Here is a 14,794-nt window from a genome sequence, read left to right on the forward strand (position 1 = left end):
CGCTAAATGTGAGCTTTCGGGAGGTTGTCCATTCGGACCAGACCAAGGAGACTGGAGTTACCAGGCTTCAGCATCCATCGGAGGGTCCGAATGAACATCCTCAAGAATGCCCGCCTCACGCCGCTGCGTCGGGAGGAGATGTCGCTGTCGGTGATAGAAGGCGCATTTTTCCAAGGCCCCATGCGGCGCGCGTCTACGGCGTGTCGGCCAAGATCGTGGCGCGCTGGGTCGAGGGCTATAAGGCCGAAGGGCGGTCCGGCATGGTCGACCGTTCCTCGCGGCCCGCTCATATGCCACAGGCTGCCGCTGCATCGATCGCCAAGCGCATCGTGGCGTTGCGGCGGCAACGTTGGACCGGCAAGCACATCGCTCACGAGGTCGGCGTATCGCCCGCCACCGTCAGCGGGTTCTCAAGCGTGCCGGGCTGTCGCGGCTCAGGGATATCGTGCCGGCCGAACCGATCCGACGCTACGAGCGCGAGAACCCCGGCGAAATGATCCATATCGACATCAAGAAGCTCGGCCGCTTCAGCCAAGTCGGCCATCGCATCACCGGCGATCCGCAAAAGGGCAAGTCTCGGGGCGCCGGCTGGGAGTTCGTCCATGTCTGCATCGACGATGCTTCCCGCATCGCCTTCTCGCAGATCCTGCCCGACGAGAAAAGGAGAGCGCCATCGCCTTCCTCAAGGCGGCGGTCGCCTACTGCGGCAGCCTCGTCGTCGCGATAGCGCGCGTCATGACCGATAACGTCCTGCTACAGAGGGAAGGCTTTTGCCGGTGAGGTTGATGCGATGGGCGTTGTGCGCGATGCGGTCCAAGATGGCGTCGGCATAGGTCGGGTTGCCGAGGGATCAGCAACTGAACGCTGCCGAGCTTGCGCGTGAACCGCGCGTAGCGTCGCCGCGAGCGAACCCCGGAACAGGCGCGGCAGGCGCGGATAGAGAACGGAGCGGTCGTCGCGGCGCCCGCAACCGCCGCCAAGCTCTCCGGGATTGGCGCCTAGCCGTCCTAGCCCGCTTCCGCGCACAGGAAGCCTACGGCGCCGACGTGCGCCTCCGCAGCGCCCTTGCCGAGGAGTTCCGAATGCCGGGCCGAGGCATGAGGAGCCTAAAAAGGCCTAGGCTACGGCAGTAGCTATGCAGCAGGAAGCCCCCGAGGACCGGCGCCGTGCCGAGGAAACAGTCCCGCCAGCGCTCCCATTGCCAGCCCCAATATTCCCGCCACGTCAGCGACTTCCGCCAGCACCGGAAGTCGTCCCGTTGCGCGTCTTCATAGGCTTTATCAGCCCGGCAGCCCACGGCGGAATCCTTAGTTTTCCTGGAAATTAATGTGGCACAAACGTCAGGGCGATGGGGTGGAATCGCGCGGCAAGCGATCCCAGACTATTTCTGTTCACCAGAGGGCAGAAGTGGTATGATTGGCCAATCGAGTAGGTCGACGGCACGCTGAAGTATCGCCTCGGTGCGAGTACAATCAGGCGAAGCAGCGATGACATGCCCCATCATGTCTCTGTAATCGCCCTTGCGGACGATCGAGGCCCTGGGTTCAACATAAAATCTGACGTCGACGACTCCCGGTACAGCCGCCGCAAGACTGGCGCCCTCGATACGATCGAGGATGCCGTCGCGATCAGGAAGTAAGAACCGGGCGGCCGAAGTGTGTGAATGGCTTGCGCGCAGATCGCATTTGTCACCGATGATAAGCTTGATGTGCTCGTTGATCATATCGACACCGTAAGCCAGCTGAACCAGCAGAGGAGTGGTCCAACCCGGAAGACGCGCATTGACTTCCACTATTACTGGACCCCGGTTCGTCCATCGGAATTCAATGTTCGCTGGCCCCCAGCCAAGATCGAGAGCTTGCAAGCAACTCCGCGAAACATCGGTGATACGCTCATGCTCCTCATGAGTTAGCGCGGCTGGAAACACGCTTTCGCGGGGGACGAAATACGGTGACCGGTCGAAGCGGGCGGTGCCGACTGCAATGACCGCGTCTCCCATAGTAGCAACGTCATAGAAAGCGCCTTGTGCGAATTCTTCGACCAATATTTTCGGCGCAGACCGCCAAGTGTGCGCGCCTCCCAACAGAAATGTTGTATGCTCAGCTAACTCATCAACATCGTGGCACAATCTGACGCCACTGCTGCCACTGCCTTCAGTTGGTTTAAGAATCACCGGGAAGCCTATGGCCGCGGCGGATCTTCTTGCTTCGATCGCACTTGCTGCCAATCGGTAAGCAGGTACAGAAACACCTGCCTGCGCTAGGAGCTGACGTTGAGTAAATTTATCGCTACATCGTACAATAGATGCGGGGCTGGGCCCCGGTAGATCGAAATGCTGGCACAGCTTGGCAACTGTCACGTTAAGCGATTCATCTCGACCCGCAAAACCAGTGATGCCAACAATATCATAGGCCGCACGCAGCCGAGAGCATACCTGCATCAGCGAATCGAATTTTTCGGTGTCGACGCGAATGGCCTCAATGCCTTCCGCCGCAATATAGTCGTATTGATTTGGATCAGCCGCCAGGGTGATGGGATGAAGTCCTAGACGCTGGGCCGCTTGAACGTATAGCAGCCCATTGCCCCTATGACCTTCAAGCAGGATGAGAGCTCGTCTTGGCATCGGCTATTGACCTTTCCCTGCAGTCGGTGCGCTATTGTGAGTGCAATCTGTATGAGCTTTTCATTCGGGAATGCTAAGTCTTCTATAGTCAGGGGTCCGGGACGGATACTATGGGATCTGGTAGTTGACGTATCCGCTCGTCACCTTCGAAAGCATCCTGCCGCCGCTCGGCATGGTCATCAAGCTTGCTTCGGCCCGCTCCGCACTTGGCGCGGCTCGAACTCGCCGCAGCGCAGGTATTTGCGGATGGTGTTCCGCGACAGCCCGATGGTGGTCAAGTAGCTCAGCCATTCGGCTTTTAACCGGGTCCCACCGGAGGCGGTCACCCGCCGTCCGAGATTACGGTGCAACTCGGCTCGGCTTCGTTCCGGTAGCGGGCATACCTTCCGCCGTATGCAGAGCCTCCAGTTTCTTGGCAGCTTTGTCGCAGATTGGGTTTGAAGGCGCGAAATGCCGAGGCGAGCGAGCATTGCCTTGATGCGGTTGACGATCCGCGTACGTTCGCGGACGAGATTGTCTCGTTCACGATTCGGACGGCGGGCCTCCTCCTAATTGATGGTTGGGATGGCTTGCCATGCTGCAGTGACGTTTCTCGTCCCGCAGCCAAGAAAGGCGCGCATCAGCAGTTCGGTATCCAGGCCATCGGTTTTGGCACGCCGATGTTCACGAGAAACCGGGACGCTCGATGGATGTATGACATAAGCTTCGACAGCGCGCGCCTGGAGCCAGCGCGCCAACCAAAAGGCGTCGCGTCCAGCCTCATAGGCGACAACGATGCGCCGGACTTCACGCCCGGCTTGGATGGCTTTCTGCGCCAGCGGCGCGACAGCCTGAACACCGAATCCGGGTCGGCATCGAGCTTCTTGAGAGGGTTATGTTTAAAGCCAGGGACCGTCCCAGCAATGAGCCACTTATCAGGCTCATCTCAATCACTGCGACCAACGTGCTGTTCTGATCAAGGGCGGTTAAGGGATTTGCCAGCATCAAAGGATGGCGACATGGGACACTCCTTGGGTAGCTGCTCAACAGCGCCGAGGGTGCCACATGCTCGCCGCCCATAGCATCTACAGCGCTATCGAGAGCGGCTTCGTGACAACGGAGCTACCCCACGCGTGGGTACGACCGAACACCTCTTATTCCACCGGTTTTAAAATTACCTTCTCAGAATATTAAACGTCGTCATGGCAATGCAACGACAATTAACAGAATTAGAATATATACCTCTTCACTGACTCTAAATGTTCTATATCTTAGCATGGCAGAACAAGGCTGAAGTCAGTCCATGATGAACTTACTCGTAAACATAGCCATAATTCTGCTTTAGAGGAGGACGCGCCCGTGTGCGCTACTCATTTCCGCAACAACGAACAAATAGGATTTATGCTATGACCATGCTACCGCAAATCTCCCTGGCGAAACTGGCAGCCGATGCCACGCGAAATGAAGAGCGAGCACACTTGCGCGCGGCCTGCGAAGAATATGGGTTTTTTTATCTTGTCGAACACAGCATACCGAGAGAACAGATCGCACAAGCGATCCAGAACTCTCGGAAGTTCTTCGCATTGCCGCTGTCGGTCAAGGAACGCTACAGCCATGCCTTCCAAGAGGTGTACCCCACAATCGCTCGTGGATACAGTCCATTGCAAGGCGAGGTGCTACATCCGCAGGCTGGTCCCGATCCAAAGGAGGTATTTGATCTCGGAATTGAGAACGAGTACGATCGGCGTCCCTATGCCGGACGCACGCTTTTGCCGGATGACGCCTTGGCTCCTGGCTTCGCGCGAAGCCTTCTGGCGTTGCAGGCTTCGGTAGTCAATGGGGTTGTCCCGCAGCTCGGGGATGCGCTTGCCGACCTAATCGGTATGGAACAGGGCTGGTTTCGGCGGCATTTCAGCCCACCAACGCTGGGGCAACGCGTGATCCGGTACCCATCCAGCGGCGGCGTCGCCGCCAAGCACACCGACGGGGGCTTTTTCACCCTGCTGCTGCAGGAGGAACTACCTACACGGTCCTTGCAAGTGTGGTTCCATGAACGTTGGACCCCGGTTCCGAGTTTGCCCGACAGCCTCGTGGTCAATCTCGGCGATATGCTACAGGCCTTAAGCGACAATCGCTTTAGGAGTACCCCCCACCGGGTCGAGCACAACGGTCCGACTGAGCGAATCTCGCTGCCTTTTTTCATCTATCCTGATGTTGACGCTCACTTGACGTCGCCGCAAGGGCGGCATTCCTTCAGTGTCGCGGAAATGATGTTGCGCTTGTCCGAGTCAATCGAAACCGGCAATGGCGCCGGTCGTGCGCGCGAGTTGCAGTAATCGCTCCGTCTCTCAAACAAGAAGATTAGACGTGCCGGAGCCAGCCATTCTACAGGCACGAGCGATCGGTACTATTCCGGGCGCGAATTCTGCATCCGCGTACGCCTCCGGTGAGGCTTTCGATTACCCACATCGTCGGCTTGATCCAATGGAGATGCCGAAGGCGATGTCGTGCAAGCGGGTCATGCCGCGCCAGACGACCATGTTGCCGGGAGGCGAATCATGGTTGTGGGCGAGATAGCCGCCAAGCATGGCGATTTGCAGCAGGTAGGCGGCGAGCGTGGGCCGTTGGAGGCACGGTCGCGTTCGGGAGGGCGTCGATCTGGTCGAGCGCAGTGATCTCGGCGAAGGTGAGAATGCTGTCTGGCGCGGCGTCTGGCTTGGCGCGCGCCGACATAGTGACGAAGAATATTCGCCAGCTGACCACCGCGATGAGAGCGAGGAACTTCGCCAGCCTCTCTGCGGTCTCGAGCCTCGCCTCCTCGGCACGGCAGCCGGACTTCATGACCTTGTGGAACACCTCCGCCTTCCAGCGCAGGGCGTACCAGCCGAGCTTCTCGACCTCACGGAGAGATCTTCGACCGGCAGGTTGGTTACCAGCTTCCAGTCGATCGGCTCGCGACCGGCCGGCGGGTTCTCTTCGAGAGCATGGATGTAGGTCAGAACCTGCGGACTGTAGCGCTTCTGCTGCCCACGGGCGGCAATGTGTTGATGGCGCGAACTTCACCTGCAGCCAGGTCGTCTCGTCTCGTCCTGATCGACGTATGCGATGACGTCCCGCCCAGGGCGCCGTCGCAAGTTGGGCAAAGACGCGATGAGCAGGATCGTGTGGGGCAGCATCGGCAGGCCGCCTTCGCCGCTGCCCAGTCGCCACAGGCCGCCAGGATCGGCATGCCCGGCGCTGCTGACAGCTGAGCAACCGCTGCAGGCGGCGGACCAGGCGCTTGTCGGGAAGGGTCGCCGCGCAAAGCTCTTTCTGCCAAGCGGCTTGCTGCTGCTGGTCTTGTCTCGCATCCGTGACACCTCCCTCATTCGGCGTCACGGACAGAATCACGGCAGACTCGTACGGGGCAATAGGCCAGCAAACGATAATCGAAAGCCACACCGGATGGGTACGCATCCGCAGCAGGGGCTACTCGTTCAGCCTGCGCAGTTCGTCCCGTCGGACCTTTGGCCTTGCTAGGCTAAGCTAGTGTCCGTCCATAAACGCCGGCATTTTGCGGCATTTAAATGACTTGGATCCGACCGGAAGCGCCGTTAACGGGCGTGGACAGGTCAGGAATAGTTGATGATTGACAAAATGCCGTGCTTGGCAACGATCGCACGCACGCCCATTGTCGGCGGCTTTGCCGGCGGGACGGTGCGATGCCGAGCTGATATCAGATCGGCCTGAGGCGGGCGAAGAGGACGAGGTTGTAGGCCGCGACCGAGGACCAGACGTAGGTTTTGAAGTGATCAAGGCCGCGCCAAGTGCAGCGCGCCAGGCCGTAAGCGCGTTTGAGGCACGAGATGCCAGCTTCGATGCCGGCGCGAAAGTTGCGCAGCTTGCGATAGACCGAGTTGCTTCTGACCATGTCCTCGATCTTGAGGCCGGCTTTCTTGTGGAAGGCCATGTCGGAGACGCCCCCACCAAGTTGGGTTGCGATGTGCATTCGAAAGCGTGATCAGCATCGGCTGAGCAGCGACGATGCTGCATTCTAAGCCGGAGTGTCGCCGCCTGTAAGGACCAAGCTTCCTGATGGCGCAGGCTGTGCCACCAGCGATGTTCAGATCCTCTGCCAAAGCCACCCTCCGGGCGGTACTTTCATTGGAAAGCGCGGTTCAGGAAGAGAGCAGATCTCCCCAGCACAATCGTCTCGAGATCGATGCGCGCGTTCAAGTCTACTTCTATGACTCGCAAAGGCCATGGCAGCGTGGCCACCAACGGAGAACACCACCGATCACCGACGTGGCAGCGGCCCTCAATTCCCGACGCCTCGACGTCCGCTTCGTCGTAACAAAGCTTGACCTTACCGGCGCCGAATAGAGAAGACAGCCCCGGCAGTTTGCCTAAGGCGGCCAGCTGTGGATGTGGACAGAGCAGAGCCATGGCCGGATGGCCCAGATTGCCAAGAAGACAGCGCTACCCGTGTGATTTGACGGATGAGTGGGAGCAGTTCGCGCCGCTGATGCCAAGCCTTGACGTCGCGGCCGTCCGCGCGAGGTTGATTTTCGCGAGGTGGTCAACGCGGTGCGTTACCCGATCCGCTCCGGTTGCGGTTGGCGAATGCTGCCGATCCATTTCGGGCCTTGGCAGACGGTCTACGGCTGGTTTCGCGAGTTGGCGCAGCGTTTTCTGTTCCAGACCATCCACTAAACTAATTCATAGTACGGGTATACCGAACGTACTCTCCTTTTCCCGCGACATCTATTTGGCTAACGGATGTTTCCTCCTTGGAGCATGTACTAAATCTTCGACATGTGTTCTAGTCTATAATTGAGTGTCTCCTCTATGTCTGAACTAAGTATCGACAACTTCGAAGCGATACGCCTATTGTTAATAGCCACAAATCGAAGAAATTCTGCATCATACATTGTTACATAATCAATACTTCTTGCAACTTCGCGAGATAGAACTGGGATTGATGAGAGATCCACTATGGCGCGCGGTTCCAACCGCAGAAGCGCATCGCGAAGAATTGCTTCGTATTCATCATTGACATCGGCGGTAGCGATGACAACGATCGACCGAGGTTCACGTACGGGCCCCATCTCCGCCGGGCGAATGAGCGAAACTTCTATGTCGGCCCAAGAGCGCAGACGTCTGCGAAGATTTTTGGGGTTCCGCGTAACAATTATTGTTGAACGAAATCGCTCTCCCAGACCACTCCTGATCAACTCGCGACCCAGCATACCCGCCCCGATCATGTAAAGCCGGTCGGGCAGCTCTCCATTCTGAAATCGATCAGCTATGATGTCTCTAACGATCTGATCGTAGTTGAACGACGCGATGAACCCGTGTCGCTGGCGCGATGCACGACCTATATCAATTGCCAGCCGTCCAATCTGAAAAATCGGAAGATTTGGATCGAGCATATCGATAGCTTTCGCGAGCTGATCTCCAATATAATTCTCGCCAAGGATCTGGGAATGAGCGCCACAGGCAATCTCTGCAAGTCTTTTAGTAATAGCTACTGTACCGTTAACCTGTTCATAGCTAAATGTTGAAAATACTTTTCTGTCGATATTTATAAGCGATGTCGCAGATCCGTATACCTCAACTCGTAAACATGTAGCAACAAGCAGAACTCCTCTTCTTGAGATATCTTTTGCAATTGTTTTTGTCTTCGCAGAATGACGCGCCATTGCAAATGGCGAAGTCATTTTGTGATCAACATAAAGGCCGAGGTGTCTGCTCATTCCGTTCATCCCAAAGTTAATTCGAAATTGATTTGCGCAAGGAGCGCATCTTTTTCGAGGTGTTTCACCAACCCTCATTTGCTGATGGATGCTGCGTGGTGTCCTTCGTCTTTTCCTTCAGGAGCAGGCTGCTAGGTCGGTTTCGGGCCGCAGCCTATGATGAGGGAATGCTTGAGGTCGAGGAGGCGGCGAGCGTATCTGGGAGTTGCCGGACCTACCTATCACCTCCTTCCCTAGATGGCGGATCTCTTGCAGACCTGACATATTGGTTTCCGCTAGTCCCTTGAGTGACGTCATATTGGTTGGTATCTCCGCCTCCTCGCGACCAGGAGCAGCAAAAGTCGCGCCAGCTCCGCACTAGAGCCGCAGCAGAACTGTCTTGCATACGATTCAACGGCTTCAATGATAGTGTGGCAGGACGCCAGCGGGACATTACCGTGTCTCGGACCCGACAAACGAAACAATCGTCGGGATGACCTGGCACTGAGATTCCATCTGGGAAGATAGTCCGGGCCTTGGTTGAAGGATGGCTGATCAAGAGAAAGCGATTTCTGGAAGTGGAGCGGAGTATGTAGACGTCATCGGGCCGGTGCCAGTCAGCCGGCGAAGACCCGGATCGCAGCGCAATGGCGAGGTTGAGCGGGTCCGGTTCGCCTCGTCGATCCTGCCGCAATGGGGCGCGTCGGACGCGAAGTCTGGGTTGCGCCGCTTCCCGTTCTCTACCTGCTCGGCGTTTCGACGGGCGATTTTCAGGAAGCGCTGAGGGCGCTTGTGGGGCAATGACGCGCCGAACCTTTCACCCCTCGGTGATGACGCGGCTGACGGCGGAGTGGAGCGCCGATTACGAGCGTGGCAAAAGCGCGACTTTCGGCGCCCGCTATGTCTATGTGCCCGGCGGACGGGATCTACCTGCAGGCGCGGGTGGAAGACCAAGCCGAATGTCATGCTGGTCCTGATCGGCGCCACGTCCGAAGGCAAAAGAACTCTCGGTTTCCAGACCGGCATTCGCGAAAGCGCGCAAAGCTGGTGCGAGCTGCTGGCCGACGTGGAGCGGCGTAGCCAGAAGATCCCGCCCGATATTGCCGCGGCAGTGGCGCGCTTGGCTTCTGGAAGGCGCTCGACGAGGCTTTCCCTGCACCAGGCACCAACGCTGCTGGGTGCACAAGACCGGCCAACGTCCTGAACAAGGTGCCGCTCTCGGTGCAGGCCAACATGAAGACGGACTTGCGCGAGATTTACGGCCGCCGACACGCTCAGCAGCCGAAACGGCGATCGAGGTGTTCGCCGAAAAATACGGAGCGCGAAGTACAACAAGGTGGTCGACTGGCTGACGAAGGATCGCAAGACGTTGCTGGCGTTCTACAACTTCTCCGCCGAACAGTGGGATCAACTGCGACCGTGGAACCCGATAGAGGGCGTCTTTGCCACCGTTCGCCACCGAACAGTGCGCACGAAGGGCTCCCTATCGTCGAAGACCGCCATGTGGATGGTCTTCTCGTCATGGCCGCCGCCAAATCCTGGCGTCGATTGAAAGGACAAAATCAGTTGCCGAAACTGCTCGCAGGTGCCAGGTTCCAAGACGGGATCGAGGCATCGAAGCCGCAAAGCACCGCTTGATCAACCCCGTCACCAAAAGCCGTCATAGCTCGGTGGCAGCGGCATCGATACCGATCACGTTGCGCGGTCGACCGTCCTTGGCGAATCCGACGAGCATGCCGGCATGTATTGAACCTGTCAGCGTGCAGGCAACAATGTAGTCGAATGCGAACCCAAGCTGTTTCTCCTGGGCACGCACCTCCTCCGCGAACCCGATATAGCCGAGGCCGCCGTTCGGGTGAGCAGACGCTCCGTGTCGCATATGGTCTGCCGCCCGTTGGCCTCAGAGCGCTGTTCCCAACTGCGGCGGATTCTGACTTGCCACTGAGTTTTCCTCCACAGATGAAGCGGAAGCGGTTCACGGAGGAACAGATCATTGCGGTTCTGCGCGAGCACGTGGCGGGTGCGAAGGCGGGCGATCTTGCGCGCAAGCACGCGATGAGCGCGGCTACGCTGTATGACCCAGGTCAATTCCGATGTCAAAAACGGAACCGCTCTAGACTGGATATCCCACCAAAAGGGTGCCGCCATAGGCCGCCACGCCGAGGCAAACCTTCGAAACCCGCGGCGCTCGACCTGTCCCCTCCGGGTCGGCAACAACGGCTGTGTCCGGTCCAATGCTTGGATCGCGACTTCTAATCCAACCACAGCACCCGCGGTCCGACGGATCGCTCCACAGCTTGAATGCGATGCGGCTGCAAGACGAAGCTACCAGATGCGATAGTTGTCGACGGCGCTACCAGCCGCCTCGGCCATGTTGCGTTGATGGGCGTTGTCGGCGAAGGCCAGCGCCGTGCTTGATCGCGTGCATGCAACGAAGACCTGACGGCGGCAGTCGGCACAGACTGGCGGAGCAGTCGTATCGCCCGCATTGCCCTGTCGGCTACTTGCATATCGGCATTTCGAGCGGAAATTCCATATTCCGGCGCACTGTTAGGTGTGGAAAGAGGGCACAGTTCTGGAAAACGATGCCTTGGACGCGCTGGTAGGACGGCCGCTGAGTTTCCATCAATGAGGATGTCTCCCTTGCTGGGCGCTGCTAAACCGGCGAGCAGCATCCGCGCGATGGTCTCGCCACTCTCTCTGCATCGACCGCCATGATGGTGCTTCCATGCCAGATCTTCAAAAGCGACGAGCCGTCGCTACCGAAATCGGGCAGCAGCGCCACCACTGGGACGTGATCTGATAGCCAAACTGCACCGTTCGGCTTAGTGTTTTCCGCCGTGAGGAAGAATGTTGACGTTTTAGTGCCGCCGGTCAGTCGCTGCGACATCCAACTTCAGGTCCACCAGAGAACAAGGTCCGGCTGCGCAAAGCCGAAAAAGCTGTTCAGCACCAGGCGACGCTTTCCGCTGCCTGATTGACAGGTGACGCCGTGAACGAAACCGCCATCAATTAGGGCAATATCGCCGGCCTTGAGCTGGAGGTCGCGACAGGGAACGGGCTCGAGATAAGCTTTCGAATAGGGATAGCCCGTGGTCTCAACACCCTGCGACTTTCGGTCAGTGACTGTCGGCTTATGGCTCCAGAGGCGCAGATTCCCGCCCTCGTCGGCCAAGCTGGGGTAGAAGTTGAGCGCTGCGACGGTGTTGTGCGCCACCGCAGAAAACTCGTAATCGTTCCCGGCACATATGACTTGAGCAACATCGTCGTGGGGCTCCAAGGCATACGCGCCCACGCCAGACCAGCTAAGAGCGCGACAAATGTTAGCGTGGCCGTCTTGCGAGCGGGCCAGCCGCAAATCAATCCCTTGCCTGTGAAGCTCGCGCTTTAACGCGTCGAATAATGCTCGGACCGGATCAACCAAATTCTCGAAAAGGGCGTCGACGTACGGTCGCGCAGTTTCCGATGCTGCGAAATAGGTGGCTGCATCCTTCCTATAGTGGGATGCGCCGACATACTGTCCAGGGACGCCATCTTTACGCTCCTGGAGACCGGGACTGCCAACAAACTTCGCGGTGATCTCCTCGGCGACTTCGGTGCTGAATGCTTGTTTGATGTGCAGACCGGTGATCTCACCGTGCAGGACTGATATGATCTCCGCAGTGCTGATCGAGCCGGTTCGTTCTCTGATCGCAAGAGGCGAGATGGCTGCCGCTTTAGATACTTGGTTGGTCTTCATTGTCTTGCTCCTGTAGCGCGTGATCAAGGATGGCGATGCCGTGTTCGAGATCGTCATCGGTAATGGTTATCGGTGGGAGGACTTTGACAACGTCGCGATTCGGCCCTGAAGATTCGATCAGTAGGCCATTTTCGAAGGCGACATCGTGCACACGGCCGACAACAGCCTGTGATCGACACTTGAGACCCGCCATTAGACCGCGGCCGCGCTTTTGTTCGATGCAATTTGGGAATTTTGCAACGAGGTTATCAAGATGTCTTTGCAGTTTGGCGGCCGTCCGCTCGACGCCAGCAGTAAACTGCCTGTCTGACCACATTTTGCACATGGCCCCTGAAGTCACAAAGGCAAGATTGTTGCCTCTGAAAGTCCCGCTATGTTCTCCGGGTTTCCATATGTCCAAGTCGGGGCGAATCAGAACAATGGAGAACGGACTTCCTGAACCGCTTAGGGATTTCGAAAGGCATACGATATCGGGTTCGATTTTCGCGAATTCAAATGAGAAGAAATCGCCCGTTCGTCCCGAACCTGCCTGAATGTCGTCGACAATCAAAAGAACGCCGTGCTCACGGCAAATGCGCTGAATTTCTGTTAGCCAAGCAGCAGATGCAGTGTTCAAGCCGCCTTCTGCCTGAATGGTCTCCAGAATGATTGCAGCCGGCTTTTCTATGCCGCTCCCTGGGTCGCCCAAAACGAAATCGATGTAGCTAGCGGAATCGAAAGCTTTGCTCGGATATCCATCGTAAGGGACACGGATCACATCGTGGCGAGCAACGCCGCCCAGTTCCCTGGTTGACGCCGACCCCGACACCGCCAGAGAGCCAAGCGACATGCCATGGAACGCGTTCGAGAATGCCATGATGCTCGAGCGGCCGGTATATTTTCGCGCCAGTGCCAGCGCTGCTTCGTTAGCGTTTGTGCCGGTCGGCCCAGGAAATTGTATCTTGTAAGAAAGCCCCCTGGGCTTCAGGATCGAATCCACAAACGCTTCAATGAAGTCACGCTTTGCCGCTGTATACATGTCTAGGGATAGGAGAATGTTCTCGCCTACCATATATTCAATTCCTGGTGCAATAATTTCTGGATTGTTGTGTCCGTAGTTGAGTGCGCCGGACCCAACAAGGAAATCGATATAAGGGTTACCGGCCTCATCCCAGATTGTCGCCCCAAGGGCCTTTGTAAAGACTGCAGGAAACGACCGCGCGTAGCGACGAACGTTGGACTCATGAGCCGTAAAGATTTCAGTGTTCATTTCAGGGTCCCTCTGCGTGTCGCGTCGCGTTCAACGAGCAAGTGATTACATGCGTTTGGTTTGTTGCGGTTGCTTTCAGCTTCACTTGAAGATCGGAACGATTCCGGGCGGAACTTTGGACGGTCGTGACTTCCCATGTTCGGGATGCCGACACGCTCCTCAAAAACGTCAGCGACAAAAGGGAGACCGGACTCGCGCGGCAGCTCAACTGCTGCACTGACGCACTTCGGAACCTCTACCGTAGTCACGTTGCTCTGCACGGCGATATCTCTCGTCTATGCGTTGGAACGAACTCAGTTCTAGAGTTTTCGGGGAAGCGTCGATACTACGGCATTTGGTAGTTGACGCACCTGCTTGTACCCGGCGAAACGCCCTGCCAATCTTATCAAGCTCAGCGCTAGCACCGGCTCATGTGTGACAGGCGCTTCTGCCATGCAGCAGACTGCTAAGGTGTTGCAGGTTGCAGGCCGCTTCGGCAGCGATACGAACCACATCGTGCCCCGGCTCGTGGGTGTAGCTCGGCGATAGCGAAGCCGCTCGCGAGCGCGCCCTCAACAGCGCTGTAGCGAGCGAGCGGCGTTAGCGGCGATGATCGGCGTTCTTCGATGTCGGGCCGCTTTCGGACCGCTTCTGAAGCGTCTCGACCAGTTATGTCTGAACGAGCGATCAGGGTCTCGAAAAGCTAACCGGGAGACGCGTACCCCTCGAGCAGCACCACGTGATCGTCCACGATTTCCACGCCAAGCTTGACGAGCTTCGCAGTATCGCGGGCAATGTTTAGCACCTGCGCCTTGGTCTGGGGGGTGGCAGAAGCATCGATACCGATGACATTGCGCTGTCGACTGTCCTTGGCAAATCCAACGAGCATGCTTGCATGCGTCGACCCCGTGACCGTGCAAACGACGATGTAGTCGAAGCCAAACGCAAGCTGTTTCTCCTGGGCACGCACCTCCTCCGCGAACCCGATGTACCCAAGCCCGCCATATTTGTGAACTGAGGCCCCGGCCGGTATCGCGTAGGGCCTGCCGCCCCTTGACTTGACTTCATCGAGCGCCTGTTCCCAACTGCAGCGGATGCCGATATCGAAGCCCTTGTCGACAAGGCGCACTTCTGCTCCCATGATCCGGCTCAAGAGAATGTTGCGGTCGTAGACGGCGTCCTCATGTGGTGCCCAGCTCTCCTGAACCAGGAGACATTTCATGCCGATCTTGGCGGCGACCGCGGCGACCATCTGCGTGTGGTTGGACTGCACGCCGCCGATGGAGACAGACGTATCGGCATTTGACACGATCGCATCGGGGATGATGTATTGGAGCTTGCGCAGCTTGTTTCCGCCAAACGCGAGACCGGAGTTGCAGTCCTCGCGTTTGGCGTAGATTTCCACCTTGCCCCCCAGATGCTTGGAGAGGCGGTCGAGCTTCTCGATGGGCGTGGGTCAAAATGTGAGCGGATTGGAGTGCGCCCCTCGGACCGGACAGGATGAACAAGCA

General features: G+C 57.7%; 7 protein-coding genes and 8 pseudogenes. 5 read left to right on the top strand and 10 right to left on the bottom strand.

From position 1 onward, the window contains the following. Window positions 1-90 precede the first annotated feature (90 nt). A pseudogene (locus tag NKH63_RS26290) lies at window positions 91-772 on the top strand (helix-turn-helix domain-containing protein); the annotation flags it as partial. On the opposite strand, the pseudogene NKH63_RS26295 reads toward NKH63_RS26290, so the two are convergent. Continuing rightward, window positions 764-960: pseudogene (locus NKH63_RS26295) on the bottom strand (ATP-binding protein); the annotation flags it as partial. The pseudogenes NKH63_RS26290 and NKH63_RS26295 overlap by 9 nt on opposite strands. A 421-nt stretch (window positions 961-1,381) precedes the next feature. Next, a complete protein-coding gene (locus tag NKH63_RS26300; RefSeq protein ID WP_352919314.1) occupies window positions 1,382-2,623 on the bottom strand; it encodes an ATP-grasp domain-containing protein in 1,242 nt (413 codons plus the stop codon). Between the two features lie 1,385 nt (window positions 2,624-4,008). On the opposite strand from NKH63_RS26300, the gene NKH63_RS26305 reads away from it, so the two are divergent. Continuing rightward, complete coding sequence (locus tag NKH63_RS26305; RefSeq protein WP_352919317.1) at window positions 4,009-4,938, top strand: 2-oxoglutarate and iron-dependent oxygenase domain-containing protein; 930 nt, start codon at window positions 4,009-4,011, stop codon at window positions 4,936-4,938. Window positions 4,939-5,158: 220 nt separating this feature from the next. Here the strand turns inward: NKH63_RS26305 and NKH63_RS26310 are convergent, their stop codons facing one another. Both NKH63_RS26310 and NKH63_RS26315 read right to left on the bottom strand, forming a co-directional pair. Continuing rightward, window positions 5,159-5,458 carry a hypothetical protein gene (locus tag NKH63_RS26310; RefSeq protein WP_352919319.1) on the bottom strand — a complete coding sequence of 100 codons (300 nt, stop codon included), beginning with the start codon at window positions 5,456-5,458 and terminating at the stop codon, window positions 5,159-5,161. Window positions 5,459-6,317: 859 nt separating this feature from the next. Then, a pseudogene (locus NKH63_RS26315) lies at window positions 6,318-6,563 on the bottom strand (transposase); the annotation flags it as partial. Between the two features lie 443 nt (window positions 6,564-7,006). On the opposite strand from NKH63_RS26315, the pseudogene NKH63_RS26320 reads away from it, so the two are divergent. Then, a pseudogene (locus NKH63_RS26320) lies at window positions 7,007-7,291 on the top strand (transposase); the annotation flags it as partial. 92 nt (window positions 7,292-7,383) lie between these two features. Here the strand turns inward: NKH63_RS26320 and NKH63_RS26325 are convergent. Then, window positions 7,384-8,337: a Rossmann-fold NAD(P)-binding domain-containing protein gene (locus tag NKH63_RS26325; RefSeq protein ID WP_352919322.1), complete on the bottom strand. Its 954-nt coding sequence runs from the start codon at window positions 8,335-8,337 to the stop codon at window positions 7,384-7,386. Window positions 8,338-8,917: 580 nt separating this feature from the next. Here NKH63_RS26325 and NKH63_RS26330 point away from each other — a divergent pair. After that, window positions 8,918-9,954, top strand: a pseudogene (locus NKH63_RS26330) (IS256 family transposase); the annotation flags it as partial. Window positions 9,955-9,985: 31 nt separating this feature from the next. Here the strand turns inward: NKH63_RS26330 and NKH63_RS26335 are convergent. After that, window positions 9,986-10,257 (bottom strand): annotated as a pseudogene (locus tag NKH63_RS26335) (1-aminocyclopropane-1-carboxylate deaminase); the annotation flags it as partial. Between the two features lie 18 nt (window positions 10,258-10,275). On the opposite strand from NKH63_RS26335, the pseudogene NKH63_RS26340 reads away from it, so the two are divergent. Then, window positions 10,276-10,395, top strand: a pseudogene (locus tag NKH63_RS26340) (transposase); the annotation flags it as partial. 577 nt (window positions 10,396-10,972) lie between these two features. Here NKH63_RS26340 and NKH63_RS26345 read toward each other — a convergent pair. The 4 genes and pseudogenes from NKH63_RS26345 to NKH63_RS26360 all read right to left on the bottom strand — a co-directional run. Further along, window positions 10,973-11,206: a hypothetical protein gene (locus tag NKH63_RS26345; protein ID WP_352919325.1), complete on the bottom strand. Its 234-nt coding sequence runs from the start codon at window positions 11,204-11,206 to the stop codon at window positions 10,973-10,975. A 6-nt stretch (window positions 11,207-11,212) separates the two neighbouring features. Then, window positions 11,213-12,055, bottom strand: coding sequence for a 2OG-Fe(II)-dependent halogenase WelO5 family protein (locus NKH63_RS26350; RefSeq protein WP_352919328.1), 843 nt, complete (start codon window positions 12,053-12,055; stop codon window positions 11,213-11,215). After that, window positions 12,033-13,304 (bottom strand): diaminobutyrate--2-oxoglutarate transaminase, encoded by a 1,272-nt coding sequence (gene ectB / locus NKH63_RS26355; protein ID WP_352919330.1) that lies wholly within the window; start codon window positions 13,302-13,304, stop codon window positions 12,033-12,035. The genes NKH63_RS26350 and ectB overlap by 23 nt, the downstream gene beginning before the upstream one ends. Before the next feature lie 688 nt (window positions 13,305-13,992). Continuing rightward, window positions 13,993-14,730 (bottom strand): annotated as a pseudogene (locus tag NKH63_RS26360) (pyridoxal-phosphate dependent enzyme); the annotation flags it as partial. Between the last annotated feature and the right edge of the window lie 64 nt (window positions 14,731-14,794).

Source organism: Mesorhizobium sp. M0960 (genome assembly GCF_040319055.1).
Classification (GTDB): domain Bacteria; phylum Pseudomonadota; class Alphaproteobacteria; order Rhizobiales; family Rhizobiaceae; genus Mesorhizobium.